Origin of the sequence: Amycolatopsis sp. NPDC049688, assembly GCF_040674975.1 — a bacterium.
Classification (GTDB): Bacteria; Actinomycetota; Actinomycetes; order Mycobacteriales; family Pseudonocardiaceae; genus Amycolatopsis.
In genome coordinates this window covers 634,205-651,283 of record NZ_JBFANY010000001.1, presented here as the reverse complement: position 1 = coordinate 651,283, position 17,079 = coordinate 634,205, and the positions used below count along the sequence as shown (strand labels likewise).

At 74.7% G+C, this 17,079-nt stretch carries 15 protein-coding genes; 12 read left to right on the top strand and 3 right to left on the bottom strand.

The window, feature by feature from the left end; all coding sequences use genetic code 11:
- The first annotated feature begins 106 nt into the window (after positions 1–106).
- The 9 genes from AB0J55_RS02790 to AB0J55_RS02750 all read left to right on the top strand — a co-directional run bounded on the left by AB0J55_RS02790 (position 107) and on the right by AB0J55_RS02750 (position 12,194).
- Positions 107–640 carry a hypothetical protein gene (locus tag AB0J55_RS02790; RefSeq protein ID WP_364241827.1) on the top strand — a complete coding sequence of 178 codons (534 nt, stop codon included), beginning with the start codon at positions 107–109 and terminating at the stop codon, positions 638–640.
- On the top strand, positions 637–1,092 hold the full coding sequence (locus tag AB0J55_RS02785) for a hypothetical protein (protein ID WP_364241824.1): 456 nt from the start codon (positions 637–639) through the stop codon (positions 1,090–1,092). Before AB0J55_RS02790 ends, AB0J55_RS02785 begins: the two co-directional genes overlap by 4 nt.
- Positions 1,085–1,525, top strand: coding sequence for a hypothetical protein (locus AB0J55_RS02780; protein WP_364241822.1), 441 nt, complete (start codon positions 1,085–1,087; stop codon positions 1,523–1,525). The genes AB0J55_RS02785 and AB0J55_RS02780 overlap by 8 nt, the downstream gene beginning before the upstream one ends.
- A complete protein-coding gene (locus tag AB0J55_RS02775) occupies positions 1,513–2,094 on the top strand; it encodes a GNAT family N-acetyltransferase (RefSeq protein WP_364241819.1) in 582 nt (193 codons plus the stop codon). Before AB0J55_RS02780 ends, AB0J55_RS02775 begins: the two co-directional genes overlap by 13 nt.
- Positions 2,091–5,258, top strand: coding sequence for a S41 family peptidase (locus tag AB0J55_RS02770; RefSeq protein WP_364241816.1), 3,168 nt, complete (start codon positions 2,091–2,093; stop codon positions 5,256–5,258). Before AB0J55_RS02775 ends, AB0J55_RS02770 begins: the two co-directional genes overlap by 4 nt.
- Positions 5,255–5,944 carry a 4'-phosphopantetheinyl transferase superfamily protein gene (locus tag AB0J55_RS02765; RefSeq protein WP_364241813.1) on the top strand — a complete coding sequence of 230 codons (690 nt, stop codon included), beginning with the start codon at positions 5,255–5,257 and terminating at the stop codon, positions 5,942–5,944. The genes AB0J55_RS02770 and AB0J55_RS02765 overlap by 4 nt, the downstream gene beginning before the upstream one ends.
- Before the next feature lie 96 nt (positions 5,945–6,040).
- Complete coding sequence (locus tag AB0J55_RS02760) at positions 6,041–8,896, top strand: type 2 lanthipeptide synthetase LanM family protein (RefSeq protein ID WP_364241811.1); 2,856 nt, start codon at positions 6,041–6,043, stop codon at positions 8,894–8,896.
- 31 nt (positions 8,897–8,927) lie between these two features.
- On the top strand, positions 8,928–9,146 hold the full coding sequence (locus tag AB0J55_RS02755) for a hypothetical protein (protein WP_364241809.1): 219 nt from the start codon (positions 8,928–8,930) through the stop codon (positions 9,144–9,146).
- Between the two features lie 111 nt (positions 9,147–9,257).
- Positions 9,258–12,194, top strand: a complete 2,937-nt coding sequence (locus AB0J55_RS02750) for an AAA family ATPase (RefSeq protein WP_364241806.1) — start codon at positions 9,258–9,260, stop codon at positions 12,192–12,194.
- Here AB0J55_RS02750 and AB0J55_RS02745 read toward each other — a convergent pair.
- Entirely contained in the window at positions 12,177–13,130 is a 954-nt protein-coding gene (locus AB0J55_RS02745) for a glycoside hydrolase family 5 protein (RefSeq protein ID WP_364241803.1), read from the bottom strand. The two genes, AB0J55_RS02750 and AB0J55_RS02745, sit on opposite strands and share 18 nt — an antisense overlap.
- Before the next feature lie 143 nt (positions 13,131–13,273).
- Between AB0J55_RS02745 and AB0J55_RS02740 the strand changes: the two genes are divergently transcribed.
- Entirely contained in the window at positions 13,274–13,468 is a 195-nt protein-coding gene (locus tag AB0J55_RS02740) for a hypothetical protein (RefSeq protein WP_364241800.1), read from the top strand.
- A gap of 3 nt (positions 13,469–13,471) precedes the next feature.
- On the opposite strand, the gene AB0J55_RS02735 is transcribed toward AB0J55_RS02740, so the two are convergent.
- Entirely contained in the window at positions 13,472–14,368 is an 897-nt protein-coding gene (locus tag AB0J55_RS02735; protein ID WP_364241797.1) for an aldo/keto reductase, read from the bottom strand.
- Between the two features lie 86 nt (positions 14,369–14,454).
- Here AB0J55_RS02735 and AB0J55_RS02730 point away from each other — a divergent pair, with 86 nt between their 5' ends.
- Positions 14,455–15,024 (top strand): TetR/AcrR family transcriptional regulator, encoded by a 570-nt coding sequence (locus AB0J55_RS02730; protein WP_364241794.1) that lies wholly within the window; start codon positions 14,455–14,457, stop codon positions 15,022–15,024.
- Here AB0J55_RS02730 and AB0J55_RS02725 read toward each other — a convergent pair.
- Positions 15,021–16,202 (bottom strand): FAD-dependent monooxygenase, encoded by a 1,182-nt coding sequence (locus tag AB0J55_RS02725; protein WP_364241791.1) that lies wholly within the window; start codon positions 16,200–16,202, stop codon positions 15,021–15,023. The two genes, AB0J55_RS02730 and AB0J55_RS02725, sit on opposite strands and share 4 nt — an antisense overlap.
- A gap of 109 nt (positions 16,203–16,311) precedes the next feature.
- Between AB0J55_RS02725 and AB0J55_RS02720 the strand changes: the two genes are divergently transcribed.
- Complete coding sequence (locus AB0J55_RS02720; protein ID WP_364241789.1) at positions 16,312–16,791, top strand: MarR family transcriptional regulator; 480 nt, start codon at positions 16,312–16,314, stop codon at positions 16,789–16,791.
- The last annotated feature ends 288 nt before the right edge of the window (positions 16,792–17,079 follow it).

Genomic DNA, 17,079 nt, shown 5'->3' with positions numbered 1-17,079 from the left:
GGTCGTGAGTGGGAAACAGTGTTCCAACCCTGTTTCTCACTCACGACCGGCCGCGGCGGAGCAACCACCCGCGCCAACCACGCCACCCATCAGCCCGGGAGGGGCCATGACCTCGATCGCGCCCGCCGCACCGCCCGCCGCCACCCCGGCGGACCGCGCGCTGCCGCGCTGGTCGGCCCGCGCCTACGCGGACGCCGACCGGGCCGCCGTGCTCGCGCTCTTCGCCGATCCCGGCTTCTTCTTCCGCACCGGACGGCCCGCCACGCGGCCCGAGTGGGAAGTCCTCGAGCTCCTCGGCGACGACACCCGCGTGCTCCGCGCCGACGGCGAACCCGCCGGCCTCTACGCCCTCGAGCACGAGGGCAGCGAGCACGGCTGCCACTACCTGCTGCACCTGCGCCTGCGGTCCGGCGCGCAGGCGCACTGGTGGCGCGACGCCTACCGCGAGATCGTGCGGGCCCTGCGGTGGCGGCACGAAGTCGTCCGGCTCTCGGTCCGGTTCCCCGAGTTCGACCCGGTGGGCCTCGCCTTCGCGCGGTCCGCGGGCCTCACCGAAGAGGGCACGCTCGCCGGCGTGACCACCCACGAAGGCCGTCGCCGCGGCACGGTCTTCTTCTCCCAGGTCTGGGCGGAGTCATGAAACTGCGCGGATACCGCGGCACCGACCGCGACCTGCTGACCGGGCCGTGGCTCGCCGGCGAGCTGCTCGGCCTGCCCCTCGCGGACTGGCCCGCGCTCGCCGAGCCCACCGAGGTGCCCCCGCCCGCCGGTCACGACGAGGAGCTGTGCGTCACCGACGGCGCCTTCGTCCGCTACACCGGCATCGACTGGGTGCACCGGCGGGCCCGCGTCGAAATCGGTGTCCACCCCGGACTGTCCGATGTGGACGAGCTACTGACCGCCGCCGTCGAGCACGGCTTCACCGGGCTGAACCTGCGGCGCCTGCACGGCTGGGTCACCCCGGCCGCCCGGCCCGGCCCGGCCGCACTGGCCGCGGCCGGCTTCCGGCGCGAAGCCGTCGTCCCGGCCGCCACCTGGTTCGACGGCGCACCCGCCGCACGGGAGATCTGGGGGACGATCCGCCATGACTGAGCTCAAACCGCTTTCGCCCGCCGAGGCCGCGCGGGGGCTGCGCCGCGCCGGCGACGCCGCGCGCGGGTTCCTCGGCACCGACCCGGTGACCCAGAACGACGCCCTGCTCGTGCGCGAGCTCGTCCGCCGCGAAGCCCAGGTCTACGCCGCGGGCGGCGCGCTGGTCGGCTGCGTGCCGAACCGGGCGCAGCCGCGCCAGGCGTACGTCTCGAGCACGTCGGCCGGCCCGGAGCCGGTGCGCGCGCTGCTCGGGCACCTCGCCACCTACCACCGGCGGACGTCGTTCGTCGCGCTGGTCGCCGCCGACGGCGGTGCCGCCGCTTTCCTCGGGGCCGGGTTCGCGCGCACCGGCGTGCTGCCCGGCCACCGCTACGCCGGCCACGCCTTCCACGACGTGCTGGTCCTGGTGAAGGAGGAGCCATGCCGATCGTGACCGTCCGGCACTTCACCGAGGAGGACGTCCCGCTGCGCACGGAACTGCTGCGCGAAGCGCGGTTCACGGCCAACCTCACCGACTTCGCCGTCGGGTCCGACGACGACGGCCTGCAGGCCCGGCAGCTGCGCACCATCACCGAGGAGCACCGCACCAAGCGGATGTTCACCGTGTGCGGCCCGCGCGACCGGGTGATGGGGTTCGCGTGGATCACCTCGATCGACTGGCGCGCGCAGACCTGCGAGCTGTCCTTCGGCGTGCTGCCCCGCGACCGCGGGCTGGGCGCGCTCGCCGTCTACGCGGTGCACAAGCACCTGCGCGACGAGCTCAACATGCGCGTGATCGTCAACCAGGTCCTCACGCACAACACGATGTTCCTGTCCGCCGAGGCCCTCGAAGCCCAGCACCAGGTCCGGTGCGAGCGGGATTCCTACACCGTCGGCGAATGGCGGACGGCGTGCTATTGGACACTGTCCGACGAGGACATCCGGGCGCACCAGGCGACGGCCGGGCAGCGCCGCCGCGAGCTGGCCGAGCGGATCCGCGAGCGCATCGAGGCCCGGTCGTGACCGGGCGGGCCGGGTACCTGCGCACCCCCGCGGTCTCCGGCGGCACCCTCTACTTCGCCTGCGAGGACGACCTCTGGTCGGTTCCGGCCGACGGCGGCCGGGCGCATCGCCTGACCGCGGGCCCCGGCGAAGCCCGGCGCCCACGGATCTCCCCGGACGGCACGGAAATCGCCTTCGTCGGCACCGACGACGGCCCGGCCGAGGTGTACGTCATGCCGGCCGGGGGCGGTCGCCCCCGGCGGCTGACCCACCAGGCGGGCCGCTGCCTCACCGTCGGCTGGCACCCGCACACCGGCGAGGTCCTCTACGCGACCGACGCCGAACAGCCGTCCGGCTTCGGCGCGCGCCTGTTCTCGGTGCCGCCGGCCGGCGGTCCCGCGCGGCCGCTGCGGCTCGGCCCGGCCGACACGATCGCCTTCGGCGACGGCGGGGTCGTCGTCGGCCGCAACACCGCGGATCCCGCGCGGTGGAAGCGGTACCGCGGCGGCGGCACCGGCGAGCTGTGGTACGCGGAGCACGAAGCCGGGCCGTTCACGCGGCTCGTGGCGCTGCCCGGCAACGTCGCCGACCCCTGCTGGACCGGCGGCCGCGTGCACTTCATCAGCGACCACGAAGGCATCGGCAACGTCTACTCGTGCCTGCCCGACGGCACCGACCTGCGCCGCCACACCGACCACCACGACCACTTCGCGCGCAGCCTCACCACCGACGGCACCCGCCTGGTCTACACCGCGGGCGCCCGGCTGCACCTGCTGGACGAGCTCGGCGCGCGGCCGGTCGAGGTCGACCTGGGCGGCGCGGCCCCGCAGCGCGGCCGCCGGTTCGCCCCCGCGGGCGAGTACCTCGACGGCGCCCGCCTGTCCCCCGACGGCACCCGGCTCGCGGTCACCGCCCGCGGCAAGGCGTTCACCTTCGCGCACTGGTCCGGGCCGGTCCGCGGGCACGGCAGCGCCGACGGCGTCCGCTACCGCCTGCTGCGCTGGCTGGCCGGCGGGCGGCAGCTGGTCGCCGTGGCCGCCGACGAGAGCCCGGACGAGCGGATCGTGCTGATGGACGCCGAGGGCGGCGAAGACGCCCCGGTGCTGGTCGCCGGCGGCGTCGGGCACATCACCGAGCTGACCGCCTCCCCCGCGTCCGGGCTCGTCGCCTTCGCGACCAGCCGTCAGCGCGTGTGGATCGTGGACACCGCCGACGTGCTCCCCCGGCCCCGGCTGCTCGACGCGAGCCGGCACGAGCGCATCGAGGACCTCGCGTGGTCGCCCGACGGCCGCTGGCTGGCCTACACGTTCCCGGAGTCCCCGCGCACGTCGTCGATCAAGCTCGCCGACACCGCGTCCGGGCGCACCCACCGGGTCACCGAGCCGGTGGTGCGGGACGCGCGCCCGGCGTTCGACCCGTCCGGGCGGTACCTGTACTTCCTCGGCCAGCGCGACCTCACGCCGGAGCTGGACCAGGTGCAGTTCGACGTCGGGTTCCCGTTCGGGTCGCGGCCGTACCTGATCACCCTGCGGGCGGACGAGGAGTCGCCGTTCGAGGCGCGGGCCGCGGTGCCCGGGCAGGCGCTGCCCGCCCCGCGCGGCGACGGCCGGGTCGAGATCGACCTCGACGGGATTTCCCGGCGGGTCGCGGCGTTCCCGGTGCCCGAGGGCCGCTACAGCGACATCGGGGCGCTGCCCGGGCGCGTGCTGCTGCTGTCGGTGCCGTTGTCCGCGCCCGACCCGGCGCACCCGGGTGCCGGCGCCGAGGGCACGGTGTCGCTGGTGGAGCTGGCATCGGGCCGGGTCACCGCGGACTGCCTCGGCCCGGTCGACGAGCTGGACGTCCGCGGCGACGTCGTGCTGCACCGCACCGACAGCCGGCTGCGGGTGCTGCGCGCCGACGCCGCCGGCGACCCGCCCGACGGCGAGGAACCGGGCCCGGCCACCGGCTGGGTCGACCTCGGGCGCGTCAAGGTCCCGTTCGACCCGTCCGCGGAGTGGCGGCAGATGTTCCGCGAAGCGTGGCGGCTGCAGCGCGAAGGCTATTGGGACGCGCGGATGTCCGGCCTCGACTGGGACGCCGTCTACGACCGGTACGCGCCGCTCGCGGAGCTGGTGTCGTGCCGCGCCGAGCTGTCGGACCTGATCTGGGAGCTGCACGGCGAACTGGGGACCTCGCACGCGTTCGAGCGCGGCGGCGAGTACCGCGCCGGGCCGGACGAGGCACAGGGTTTCCTGGGCGTCGACTGGGACACCACCGCCGACGGCTCGCAGTGGCGGATCGCGCGGATCCTGCGCGGCGACCCGTGGAACCCGAAGGCCGGTTCGCCGTGCGCCCGGCTGGGCGCCGACATCCGCGCGGGCGACGCCGTGGTCGCGGTCAACGGGCGGCGGGTCGGCCCGGCGGGGCCGGGTGAGCTCCTGGTCGGGCAGGCGGACCGGGAAGTCGAGCTGACGGTCCGGCGCGGCGCAGCCGAGCACCGCGTGGTCGTGCGGGCGTGCGCGAGCGAGGCCCGGGCGCGGTACCTGGACTGGGCCGAGGGCAACCGCGCGTACGTGCGGGCGGTGTCGGGCGAGCGGCTGGGGTACCTGCACGTGCCCGACATGACGCGCAGCGGCTACGCCGACTTCGTCCGCGGGTTCCTGACCGAGCTCGACCGCGACGGCCTGATCGTGGACGTCCGGTTCAACACCGGCGGGCACGTGTCGCCGCTGCTGCTCGACCGCCTGGCCCGCCGCCGCACCGGCACCGAGCACGGGCGGTGGAGCGGGATGGCGCCCTACCCGACGGAGTCGCCGCGCGGCCCGATGGCGACGCTGCTCAACGAGCACACCGGGTCCGACGGCGAGATCTTCGCGCACGTCTTCCGGGCGCTCGGGCTGGGCCCGCTCATCGGCAGGCGGAGCTGGGGCGGGGTGATCGCGACCTGGCCGCGGCACCGGCTGGTCGACGGCACGGTCACGACGCAGCCGGAGTTCCGCTACCGGTTCGGCGACGCGGGTGGTTCGCTGGAGAACCACGGCGTCGAGCCGGATCTGGCGGTGGTGCCGGCCCCGGACCGGCTGCTGCCGGGCGAGGACGACCAGCTCGCGGCGGCGGTCGCGCACCTGCTGGCGGAGCTGGGGTCGCCGTCGGACGAGCTGCCCGCCCCGCGGGCGGCCCTGCTGCTGCCGCAGGCGCCATGATCGTCGACGTGTGGCTGGTGCCGGTCCGGCCGCGGCCGGACTGGCTCGGGCTGCTGTCCGAGGCCGAACGCGCCCGCGCCGCGTGCCTGGCGGCGCCGGAGGTGTTCACGGCTTCCCGTGCGCTGCAACGCCTCTGGGGTGCGTCGGTGCTCGGCATCCCGCCTGCCGAGGTCGAGGTCGACCGGTCGTGCGCGCACTGCGGCGACCCCGCCCACGGCCGGCCGCGGCTGGCGGGCGCCCCGGCGTATTCGGTGTCCCACACGGACCGGTGGCTGCTGCTCGCGGCGGCGGAGGCGGGGCTGATCGGAGCGGACATCGAGGACCCGGCCGCGGCGGCCGACCCGGCCGGGCTGGCGGGGGTGGTCCTGTCGGCGGCGGAGCACCGGGAGTTTTCGGCGGCGCCCCCGGCGGAGCGGGCCGGGCGCCTGCTGACGGCGTGGACGCGCAAGGAGGCGGCGATGAAGCTGGCCGGGCTGGGGCTGGCGGCGGCCCCGGCGCGGGTGGACGTGCGGGGCCCCCTCGCCCGTTCGGGGGTACCCGAATGGCCGCAGGAGCCGGTGCACCTGAGGCCGCTCGCGGTTCCCGGAGGGCACGTGGCCGCGTTGGCCACGACCGTGCCGGTAGCGGCCGTGCACCGCCGTGACCTGGCCGAACTCACCGCATCGACGCTCGCGGGACGGCCGTGAACCCCCAGGATCGGAGGCAGACCCCCGCAGCGGGTACCCAATCTGGGTAGGCGATACCCATGCGCTCGCATCTCCCAGGGTGCGAGTCTCATCGGCGTGAGCCAGACAGTGGAAACTCCCGAGCAGGCCCCCCGCGAGGCACCGGCGTGGTGGACCGCCGCCCACCTGCCCGGTGAGGCCGGCGAGAGCAGGCCCGGCTGGGCGCTGCTCGCCGAGGACGTCCTGGCTTCCCTGCCCGCCGAAGGTGACTGGCCCGCCCCCGTCGACGCCGACGGTGACCGCGTCTTCCGGCACGCCGTGCTCCCGTTCCTCACCGCCACCCGGGACCTGCTGGTGCAGCGGGTGCCCGCCGCCGAGCGCGTCTGGCCCGGGGTCGAGACCTGGCTCGGCGGGCAGCTGACCGCCCTCGCGGCCCGGACCTTCGTGCTGGAACTGCACTCCGCCAAGAAGGCCGGCCTGCTGCGCGGCGCCACCGGGCGCGACCGGTTCGTCGACTTCCTGCGCCTGCTCGGCTGCCGCGGGCACTTCACCGGCGTGCTGACCCGGCACCCGGTGCTCGGCCGGCTGCTCGCCCGGACCTGCCTGCGCACCGCCGACGCCGTCGCCGAGCTGCTCACGCGGTTCGCCGCCGACCGCCCCGCCCTGGGCGCCGGTCTCCTCGCGGGCAGCCCGGCCGAGCTGGAGGAGCTGACGCTGGGCGCCGGCGACGTGCACTCCGGCGGCCGGGCGGTGGCCGTGCTCGGGTTCGCCGACGGGCGGCGGCTGGTCTACAAGCCGCGGCCGCTCGGGCTGCTCGCCCGGTGGGGCGACCTGCTGCGCTGGTTCGCGCAGGCGCGGCCCGGGCTCGCGCCGCGCCCGCTGGGCGTGCTGGCCCGCGACGGCTACGGCTGGGCCGAATACGTGCCCGCGCGGCCGTGCGCCGACCAGGCCGGGGTCGAGCTGTTCTACCGCCGCCAGGGCGCGCTGCTCGCCCTCCTCTACGCCCTCGACGCCACCGACATGCACTGCGAGAACCTCATCGCCTCCGGTGACCAGCCGATGCTCGTGGACGTCGAAACCCTCTTCCACCCCGCGTTCACCGCCCTCACCCGCAACGGGCCCGACCCGGCCGCCGCCGCGCTGCGCCGCTCGGTCGCGCGCACCGCCCTGCTGCCCACGCTGATGCTCGGCGAGCACGGCGCGCTCGACGTTTCGGCGTTCGGCGGCGGCAACGGCGAGCCGAGCCCGGTGGAGGTGCCGCACTGGGTCGGCGCCGGGACCGACGACATGCGCCTGGCCCGCGGGCCGCTCCCCTACGCCGGCGGGGCGAACCGCCCGGTGCTCGCCGGGGCCGAGGTCGACGCCGGGATGTACCGGCAGAGCCTGCTGAGCGGGTTCCGCGCCGCCTACGAAACCCTGGTGGACCGCCGCGAGGAGCTGCTCGGTGGCGTGCTGGACGCCTTCGGCGGCGAGGAGATCCGCCTGGTCATGCGGCCGACGCAGGTCTACGTGACGCTGCTGACCGCTGCGACGCACCCGGCGCACCTCACCGGAGGCGCCGCCCGGCCCGAGGCGTTCGCTTCGCTCGCCGAAGACCACGGGAAGGCCCACCTGCCCGCGCTGGTGCCCCACGAGGTCACCGAGCTGTGCGACGGCGACGTGCCGGTCTTCACCGCCGCCGCGGGGTCGGTCGACGTCACCACCGGCACCGGGGCGGTGCTGCCCGGCCTGCTCGCCGCCAGCGGCCTCGACCAGGCCCGCGCGAAGATCGCGCAGCTCTGCGCCGAGGACCTGCGCGAGCAGGAGTGGTTCGTCGAGGCCACGCTCGCCACCCGCCGTCCGGAGGTCCGCCACCGCGCGGGGGCGCCGCTGCCCGGCGCGGTCGCCGCCGTCGTGCCCGACAGCCAGCACCTGCTCGCGCTGGCGTCGGCCATCGGCGACGACCTCGTCGCCCGCGCCGCCCACGACGACGGCCGGGCCAACTGGGTCGGCCTGGAACTCCTGGACGGACGGCACTGGCTGGTGCTGCCGATGGGCGCCGGGCTCGCCGAGGGCTACTGCGGCACCGCGCTGTTCCTGGCCCAGCTGGGCCGGCTCACCGGCACCGCCCGGTACTCCGAGCTGGCCGCGAAGGCCGTGCGCACGCTGCCGATGCTCGTCGAGGTCCTCGCCGAACACCCCGAGCTGGCCCGCGAAGTCGGGTCCGGCGGGTTCTTCGGCCTGGGCGGCATCTGTTACGCCGTCGCCCGCCTGGCCTCGCTGCTCGGGGACAGTGCGCTGGCCGCCTGCCTGCCCGCCGCGATCGCCGCGACGGCCGCCGCCGACACGGCCGCGCCCGCGGGTGTCGGCGAAGGCACCGCGGGCGCGCTCGCGGCGATGCACGCCGTGCACGCGGAAAGCGGGCTGCCCGAAGCGGCCGAACTGGCCGCCACGCTCACCCGGCGCCTCGCCGGTGCCCCGCGCCCCACCGCCCCCGGTTTCCTGTGGGGCGCGGCGGGCGTCGACTGGGCACTCGGCCGGGGTGGCCGGACCGCGGTGGACCCGGTGTCCGGCGACCTGGGCTGGTGCTCGGGCGTCGCCGGCCGGATCCTCGCCGCGGCCGCCGCCCGCGGGCACGCCGGGCCGCCGCCCGGCGCGGCCACGCAGGCGGCGGACAGTTTCTCGGCCGCGGTGGCCGCCCGGCCGCCGTCCGCCGACCAATCCCTCTGCCACGGCGAGCTCGGCACCCTGGAAGCGCTGGTGGTGCTGGCCGGGCAGGGACACGAACCGTCGGTTTCCGCGTTGCGGAGGGCGACCTCGCGCCTGGTGGGCGCTGTCGAAGGACACGGGCTCCAGTGCGGTACGCCGCACGGAGTAGCGAGCCCTGGCCTGCTGACCGGAACCGGGGGTATCGGTTTCGGGTTGCTGCGGGCCGGTTTTGCCGAACAGGTTCCGTCGGTTCTCTTGCTCGAGCCGTCGGGACGTCCTCAGTAATTCCGCGAAACACCTCATCCTGGGAGTGCAGATGCGCAACGACACCAACGCCGGCGAATTCGACCCGACCACCGCCGGCTCCGAGGTGGACAGCCCGCTCGGCGACGCCACGCCGGGTGCGGAGCCCGCCGGCAGAACGAAGATCGGTGTCCGCGCCGGGATTCTCGCCGGCCTGACCCTCGGCGTGGCCACCGCCGCGGTGGTCACGATGGACATCAGCACCGTGGTGAGCAACCACACGCACGCGTGACGTGTGCGGAACGGCACAAAGCGTGACAACATGCGAAATCTTGCCGTCCGAACAGTGGAATCTCCACCGGAAGACGACCGAATCCGTGACTCCGGTCTCTAAGGTTGGCGCATGCGCACCCGTGCCCCCGCTCTCGTCGGCCGAGGAACGGAGATCGACGAGATCGAGCGGGTGTTGGACGACGCTCGCCGCTCGTCCGGATCGGCCGTGTTCGTCACGGGGGAACCCGGGATCGGCAAAACCCGGCTCGCCGCCGAAGCGGTCGGCCGCGCCCTCGACGCGGGATTGGTGGTGCTGCGGGGACGCGGCAGCACCACCGGGCCCGCGGTGCCGTTCCGGGCGCTGACGGAGGCGCTGCTGTCGCTGGCCCGCACCGGCGGCCACGAGCTGGTCGAGCAGCTCGGGCCGTACCGGTCGGTGCTGGGCAGGCTGATCCCGGACTGGGCCACCGGCACCGACACCGCGGGCGACTCCTCGCTGGTCGTGCTGGCCGAGGCGACGCTGCGGCTGACCGGGCTGGCCGGGGCGGGCCGCGGCTGCCTCTTCGTCGTCGACGACCTGCAGGACTCCGACGTGGAAACCCTTGCCGTGGTGGAGTACCTGGCCGCCAACGTCCGCACGCAGCCCGTGGTCGTCCTGGCCACGCTGCGCGCCGAACCCTCGCCCGCGCTGGAGTCGGCCCACGCCGTCGCCCGGCGGGGCGAGGGTTTCCTCATGCCCCTGGACAGCCTCGGCCCCGCCGAGGTGCGCGAGGTCGTGGCGTCCTCGCTCGGCGCCGAGCCGGGCCAGGTGTCCGCCGACGTCGCCGAGCGCCTCTTCGCCGACAGCGCGGGCAACCCGCTGGTCGTCGAGGAACTGCTGCACAGCATGGTGGCGGCGGGCGAGCTGGTGAACGGCGCGGCGGGCTGGCGGTTCACCGGGCACAGCAGGGGCGCGGTGCCCTCGACGCTCGTCACGATCATCACCCGCCGCGCCGACCGCCTCGGCGAACGCGGCAAGCAGCTGCTCGCCATCGCCGCGGTGCTCGGCCGCCGGTTCCCGCTCTCGGTCGTGCAGCGGGTGAGCGAACTGGACGACCACAGCCTTTTCGGACACCTGCAGTCCGCCGTCGCCGCGCAGCTGCTGATCGCGGACGAGCGCGGCGAAGACTGGTACGCCTTCCGCCACCCGCTCACCGCCGAAGCGCTGCTGACCCTGCTCAACCCGGCCGAACGCGTGGCGCTGTCGGCGAAGGCGGCCGACGCCGTGGTGGAGCTGCACCCCGACCTGCCGGGCGAGCTGTGCAGCCTCGCCGCGTCGCTGCGGCTGGGCGCCGGGGACCGCTGGGCGGCCGCCGACCTGTACCGCGAAGCCGCCCGCCGCGCGCTGGCCGAAGGCGCGCCGGGATCGGCGATCGCCGTGCTGGAGCACGCGGTGAACCTGCTCGGCGACGACGCGGACCGCCGCGGCGAGCAGTCCGGGCGCTACCGGGACCTGCTGGAGCTGCTGCTGTTCGCGCTGGCGGAGGCGGGGCAGTTCGACCGCGCGGTGAAGGTCGCCGGCTCGCTGCGGCCGTCCGACGGCCGGGACACGGCCCGCCAGATCCGCGTCCACGTGCGGCTGGCCTGGGCGGCGCAGGTCGCCGGCCGCTGGGCGGAGGGTTTCGAGCAGGTCGCCGCGGCGCGGGCCCTGCTGCCCGAGGAAGGGCTGGACGAAGAGGCCGTGGCGGTCGACGCCGTGGACGCGTACCTGTCGATGTCCGGCCCGGCTCCCGACCGGGTGCGCCGCAGCGAAGAGCTGGCCCGGCGCGCGGTCGCCGGGGCCGAGCGGATCGGTTCGCCCTCGACGGCGTGCCAGGCGCTCTACGCGGTCGGGTTCGTCGTGCGCGAGCGGGACATGGCCGAGTCGGACGAGTGCTTCCGCCGGATGCTCGACAGCGCCGCCGAACACCGGCTGACGAACTGGCGCAACTACGCCCTGGTCGGGCTGGGCGGCAACGCCTGGCTGTCCGAAGCGGACCCGTCCGGGCTGGAGACCGCGCGCGCCGAGGCGTTGCGCACGGGCGGGATCAGCCTGGCGTACAACGCGGAAGCGGTGCTGGGCCTGCATTCCGTGCTGTGCGGCCGGTTCGGCGAGGCCGGACGGCGGCTCGACGCGTGCTACGCGGAGGCGTCGCGGATCAAGCTGTTCGCGGTGAGCCGGTACGTCCAGATGGCCCAGGCGGTGCTGGCGGGTCACCGCGGCGACCGCCGGACGATGGAGGCCGCCCTGGCCGAGTTCCGCCGCGACGGCGGCGACACCGGCCCCGAGGCGCCGCTCGCCCGCGGCCTCGCGCAGGTCTTCTGCTCGCTGCTGGAGGAGGACCGCGACACGGCCCGCGCCGAACTGGAAACGCTCGCCGCCGACCAGGCCCGGCAGCAGAGCACGTTCCACCTGGCGGGCACCCACGGGCTGAAGCTCCTGCTCGACGTCATCGCGGGTGACGCCGGCTGGGACGACCACCGCCGCATCGCCGCCGGCGCGGCCGGCGGAATGCGCTGGAACCGCCAGTTCGTCCTGCTGGCCGAGGCGGTCCTGCACGGCCGAGACGACGCACACGAGGCGGCCGCGGCGGCGATGCACCGGGCGGCGCAGGCGGCCTCCCCGTTCGGCATCGCCCGCCCGCTGGGCCTGCGCCTGGCGGCGGAACCGGCGATCGACCACGGCTGGGGCGAACCGGCGGACTGGCTCCGCGAAGCCGAAAGCCGCTTCCACGGCGCGGACGTGATCCCGGCGGCCAGCGCGTGCCGCGCCTTGCTGCGCCGGGCCGGGGCGTCGGTGCAGCAGCGCCGCACGGGGACCGAACGGGTGCCCGAGAGCCTGCGCGCCATCGGGGTGACCCTGCGCGAGTACGAGGTCTTCGAGCTGCTGGCGTTCCGGCTCAGCAACAAGGCGCTGGCGGCACGGCTGCACATTTCGCCGCGGACGGTGGAAAAGCACGTGGCGGCGCTGCTGATGAAGACGTCGGTCCGCGACCGGGCCGAACTGGCCGGCTTCGCCGCCGAACACTCGTCAGCGTCGGAAGTCTGACCCGGCGGCCAGGGCCGGCTCGCCGAGCAGCGCCTGCCGCAACGGCTCGCGCCACTTTGCACAGACGGGGTCGTACGCGCCGAAGTCCGTCCCGAACTCCCAGTAGGCCCAGCTCAAGCCGAGCCGTTCGGCCTCCGCGCGGACGAACGCCGTCCACCGGGCGCGGGAAGCCATGTCCGCGGCGGAGAACGCCCCGAACTCACCGATGAACACCGGCAGGCCCCGCTCCCGGCCCCACGCCGCGACCTCGGCCAGGTCGTCGCGGACGGCGGCTTCGTCGGCGGCGCCGCCCCAGGTGTGGCCGAGCCACCGGTGCGCCCCTTCGACCCAGCCGGCGCCCTGGTGGGTGAACTCGAACGGCGCGTAGTAGTGGACCGTGGCGATCAGGTTGCCCTCCTCGGGCACGGCCAGCGCCCGCAGCGCGCCGGGGCTGTTCATCCCGGCCGGCCCGACGATCACGGTGCGCCCGGGGTCCGCGTCGCGGACGGCGGCGAGCGCCGCCGCCAGCACGGCGTTCCACCGGCTCGCCGTGAGCCGGTCGCGCGGCTCGTTGAGCAGCTCGAAGCAGAGCCGTCCGGAGTGGCCGGCGTAGCGAGCCGCGATCTGCCGCCAGAGCGCGAGGAAGCGCGGCAGGTGCTCGTCGGGTGCGGCGCAGAGCTCGGCGTAGTGGTGGACGTCGACCACCACCCGCAGGCCGCGGTCGAGCGCCGCGTGCACGCCCGCGTCGACGCGCCGGAAGAACGCCGGGTCGATGGCGTAGGGCGGCCGGGAGCCGGCGTGGGCCGACCACCGGACGGGCAGGCGGATCGTGTCGAAGCCGGCCGCGGCCACTTCGTCGAACCAGCGCTCGGCGAGCGGCAGCTCGGGGCCGCCGTCCAGGGCGTCGAGCGCGTTGCCGAAGTTGATGCCGCGCCCCAGCCCCCGGTTCGTCTCCACAGGACAAGACCGCTGCCGTGACCGGTGAGGTTCCCGTGGGTGTCACCCGACCCGGTGCCATCGGCCCCGGTTCCGTTCCGACGGGGCGGATCCGGGGCAGTCCCCGCACGAGAAGAAACCGGCTTCAGAACAGGAGAATCGCCATGCGACGCCTCGTTGCCACGGTCAGTGCCCTGGTGTTGACGACCGGAGTCCTCTTCGGAGCGGAGGGCATCGCCGCGGCCCAGACGGAACCCGGGCCGCTGCGGTGCGTCGGCAGCTCACTCGAAATGTTCGCCACCAACGGGCTCTGCGTCCTGCCGCGGAACTTCCCCGTCCTCGGTGTCCCGGTGTCCTGACGCTCAGCCCAGTGCGACGTCCATCGAGCGGGTGGGGATCGCGTCCAGCGCGGCGAGGGTCTCGTCGTCGAACGTGATTCCGGCCGCCGCGATGTTGGCCGCCAGGTGCGGCTCGCTCGTCGTGCCCGGGATGAGGTGGACGTTCGGGGCGTGGTGCAGCAGCCAGGCCAGGCCGATCTGTTCCGGGCTGCGGCCGAGGGCCCGCGCGGCGGCCTGGACCGCGGGCTCGCCGGTCACCTTCGGCAGGCCGGGGAACGCGCCGCCCAGCGGGAAGAACGGGACCCAGGCGACGTCCTCCGCGACGCACAGCGCAAGGATGTCCTCGTCGTCCCGGCTGACCAGGCTGTAGGCGTTCTGGACGCAGGCGATGCCGGCCGGCAGGGCCCGGCGCAGGACGTCGAGGGTGACGCTGCTGAGCCCGATCGCGCCGATCTTGCCCTCGTCGCGCAGGGCCGTCATCACCGCGAGCTGGTCGTCGAGGTCGACGAGCTGGTCGCCCTCGGCGAGCAGGCCGGGCCCGCGGTCGGCGCGGCGCAGGTTCACCAGCGGGATCCGGTCGAGCCCGAGCGCACGGAGGTTGTCCTCCACGCTCGCGCGCAGCTGCTCGGGCCGCTGCGCGAGCCGGAGCGGCGTCGGGGCGCCGGGGTCCGGGTCGGCGCCGACCTTGCTGGCGACCAGGAAGTCGTCGCCGGCCCGGAGCGCGTCGCGCAGGACGCCGTTGACGAAGCCGTCGCCGTAGAACTGGGCGGTGTCGACGTGGTCGACGCCGAGCTCGACGGCGCGGCGCAGCAACGCGACGGCCGCGGCGCGGTCGTCGTGCAGGCGCTCGAGCTGCATCGCCCCGAAGCCGACGCGGAAGACGGTGCGGCCGGCGAGCGCGGCGCGTGCGGTGGAAGGCATGGGTGTCCCCGTCCTTGTGCGATGATGGCGAAGCGGAGGAACCTCCGCTCAAGCCCGACCGTAGCACAACCGGAGGTGCCTCCGCTTTGCCGTCGCCCGAACCCGGCCGGCCCGTGCGCTCCGACGCGCGCCGCAACCGGGACAAGCTCGTCGCGGTCGCGCGGGCCGCGTTCGCCACCGCGGACGGCACCGTCGCGCTCGAAGCCGTCGCCCGCGAGGCCGGCGTGGGGATCGGCACGCTCTACCGCCATTTCCCCACCCGCGAGGCGCTGGTCGAAGCCGTCTACGCGGCGGAGCTCGACGACGTCACGGCCGGCGCACCGGCCCTGCTCGAGCGGCTCCCCCCGGAGCAGGCCCTCCGCGCCTGGATGGACCGCTACGCGGCCTTCGTGGCGACCAAGCGCGGTATGGCGGACGTCCTGCGCGCCGGCGTGGCCTCGGGCCGCATCGCCACCCCGGTGACGCGGCAACGCATCACCGCCGCGATCGGCTCGATCCTCGACGCCGGCGTGCAGGCGGGCACGCTGCGCGCCGGCACCGACCCCGAGGACGTCACGCTGCTCCTGCTGGGCACGTTCCTGTCCACCGCCGGCGAACCGGACCCGGAGCGGACCGGCCGGATGCTCGACCTCATCGCCGACGCCTTGCGCCCCTAGTGCACCCGGACCGGGAAATCCGGCAGCGTCAACGCCGAGTGCTCGGGCCGCGGCGCGCGCCGCGGTGCCGACGAAAGCTCCCGGAGCGCGGCGTTGCGCTCTTCGAGGGCTTCGGCCGTCGCCGGGAAGAGCGTCGCCTGCCCCTCGCTCACCATGGCCTGGTTGGCCTCCACGAAGTCCCGCAACCGGTTCTCGTACGCGGCGAAGGCCGCCTCGTGGTCCGGGATGGTGGCCAGGGCCTGGCCGAGCACGTACGCGCCCACGAGGGCCAGGCTGGTGCCCTGGCCGGTCAGGAACGACGGTGCATACGCGGCGTCGCCGACCAGCGCCACGCGGCCCGCCGACCAGCGCGGCAGGTGGATCTGGCTGACGACGTCGAAGAACAGGTCGTCGGCTTCGCGCATCCCCTGCACCAGGCGCGGGACCTCCCAGCCGTCGCCGTCGAAGGTGCGGGCGATCAGGTCGCGCTGGGCCTCGGGGTTCCGGAACGCCTCGATCGGCGCCTCCGGCCGGGCGAACACCAGGAAACCGTGGACCACTTCGCTTTCGAGCACCGCGTACAGCGCCGCCCCCTTGCCGGGGGTGGTCCACGTGACACCCTCGCGGACGAGCCCGAAGTCGTTGGGCATGGTGAACCCGGCGAAGCTGTAGCCGAGGTAGCGGTGGAACCGCGCCTCGTCGCCGAAGACCAGCCCGCGGGTGTTCGAATGCAGGCCGTCGGCGCCGATCACCAGGTCGTAGGTCTCCCGGCGGCCGCTGCGGAACGTGACGTCGACGCCGTCGTCGTGCTGGGCCAGGGTTTCGACGGTGTCACCGAACCGGACGTCGGCGTCGTCGCGGATCAGGTCGTACAGCGTGTGGATCAGGTCGCCCCGGCGGATTTCGAGGTCTTCGCCGTCGACGCCGCCGATGACCACGTTCGGGTCCACCGACGCGACTTCGCTCCCGTCGACGTCGAGGAACGTCAGCCGCTGCGTGGAGATGTGCAGGTCACGCAGGCGCGGCAGGATCCCCATCCGCCGGACGGCGTCCAGGGCCGTGCCGCGGATGTCGATCGGGTATCCCCCGGCCCGCAGTTCCGGCGCCTTCTCCACGACGGTGACCGCGAACCCGACCTGCCGCAGCCAGAAGGCCAGCGCGGGCCCGGCGATGCTCACTCCCGAGACCAGGATCTTCATGACAGCTCCTTTAGCTAAGTTAGGTATCTAAACTGAGAGTGCGAGAATGCCCCCTGGTCACTCCCGACCAGACCGACTATATACCTAAGTTAGCTATCTAAGAGGTGTGATGGGCGACACAGACGGCGGCGACCTGCGCTCGGTGCTGCCCCGGATCCTGCAGCTGGGCACCCTGATGAACCGCAGCGGCCTCGGCGAACGGGCGATGAAGCGGATCGGGGCCGACCTCGACCGGCCCGGGCTGTCGATCCTGATTTCGCTGTACATGACCGGCAAGGCCCTGCGCGTCGGCGAGATCGCCGAGCGGATGCAGGTCGCCGGCCCGCACGTCACGCGGCACCTGCACGTGCTCGAACGGCGGCGGCTCGTGCGCGGCCTGGCCGACCCCGACGACCGGCGGGCGCGGCTGGTCGAGCTGACCCCCGAGGGCGCCGACATCGCCGACCGGTACGTCACCACGCTGCTCGGCTGGTTCGGCGACGCGCTGTCCGGCTGGTCACCGGAGGACCGCCGGACCTTCTACGACCTCCTCCTGCGGTTCACCGACGACTTCGCGGCGTTCCTGGCGGCGACCGGCGAAGAGGAGTGAGCCTCCGGCACACGTCGCCGCGCGCGGTTTGACCCCTCCGGGACAAGCCCGCGCCGTCGATCTCCTGCGCGATGGAAAAACCATCGCGGAATCAGCATCCGGGTCCCCCACTCCGGCCGGCGAAACGGTTTTCGCGAAACTCGCGCCGCCCCGGGATATTAGCCGTGAAAACCCGGCCCACAATGCCCACTAGTGGACAATACCGGCCCGTCCGCCGATGTTGTCCACTAGTGGGCAAACCCTTGCTGTCCAAGGTAAGCGCTGGTGAACATACCTTTCGTGCCGGGG

Excerpts from the sequence above, each read along its gene's own strand:
- AB0J55_RS02720 (WP_364241789.1), top strand. The coding sequence starts at position 16,312 with ATGGGCGACACAGACGGCGGCGACCTGCGCTCGGTGCTGCCCCGGATC.
- AB0J55_RS02725 (WP_364241791.1), bottom strand. The coding sequence starts at position 16,202 with ATGAAGATCCTGGTCTCGGGAGTGAGCATCGCCGGGCCCGCGCTGGCC.
- AB0J55_RS02790 (WP_364241827.1), top strand. The coding sequence starts at position 107 with ATGACCTCGATCGCGCCCGCCGCACCGCCCGCCGCCACCCCGGCGGAC.
- AB0J55_RS02775 (WP_364241819.1), top strand. The coding sequence starts at position 1,513 with ATGCCGATCGTGACCGTCCGGCACTTCACCGAGGAGGACGTCCCGCTG.
- AB0J55_RS02755 (WP_364241809.1), top strand. The coding sequence starts at position 8,928 with ATGCGCAACGACACCAACGCCGGCGAATTCGACCCGACCACCGCCGGC.
- AB0J55_RS02740 (WP_364241800.1), top strand. The coding sequence starts at position 13,274 with ATGCGACGCCTCGTTGCCACGGTCAGTGCCCTGGTGTTGACGACCGGA.
- AB0J55_RS02780 (WP_364241822.1), top strand. The coding sequence starts at position 1,085 with ATGACTGAGCTCAAACCGCTTTCGCCCGCCGAGGCCGCGCGGGGGCTG.
- AB0J55_RS02750 (WP_364241806.1), top strand. The coding sequence starts at position 9,258 with ATGCGCACCCGTGCCCCCGCTCTCGTCGGCCGAGGAACGGAGATCGAC.
- AB0J55_RS02765 (WP_364241813.1), top strand. The coding sequence starts at position 5,255 with ATGATCGTCGACGTGTGGCTGGTGCCGGTCCGGCCGCGGCCGGACTGG.
- AB0J55_RS02785 (WP_364241824.1), top strand. The coding sequence starts at position 637 with ATGAAACTGCGCGGATACCGCGGCACCGACCGCGACCTGCTGACCGGG.
- AB0J55_RS02735 (WP_364241797.1), bottom strand. The coding sequence starts at position 14,368 with ATGCCTTCCACCGCACGCGCCGCGCTCGCCGGCCGCACCGTCTTCCGC.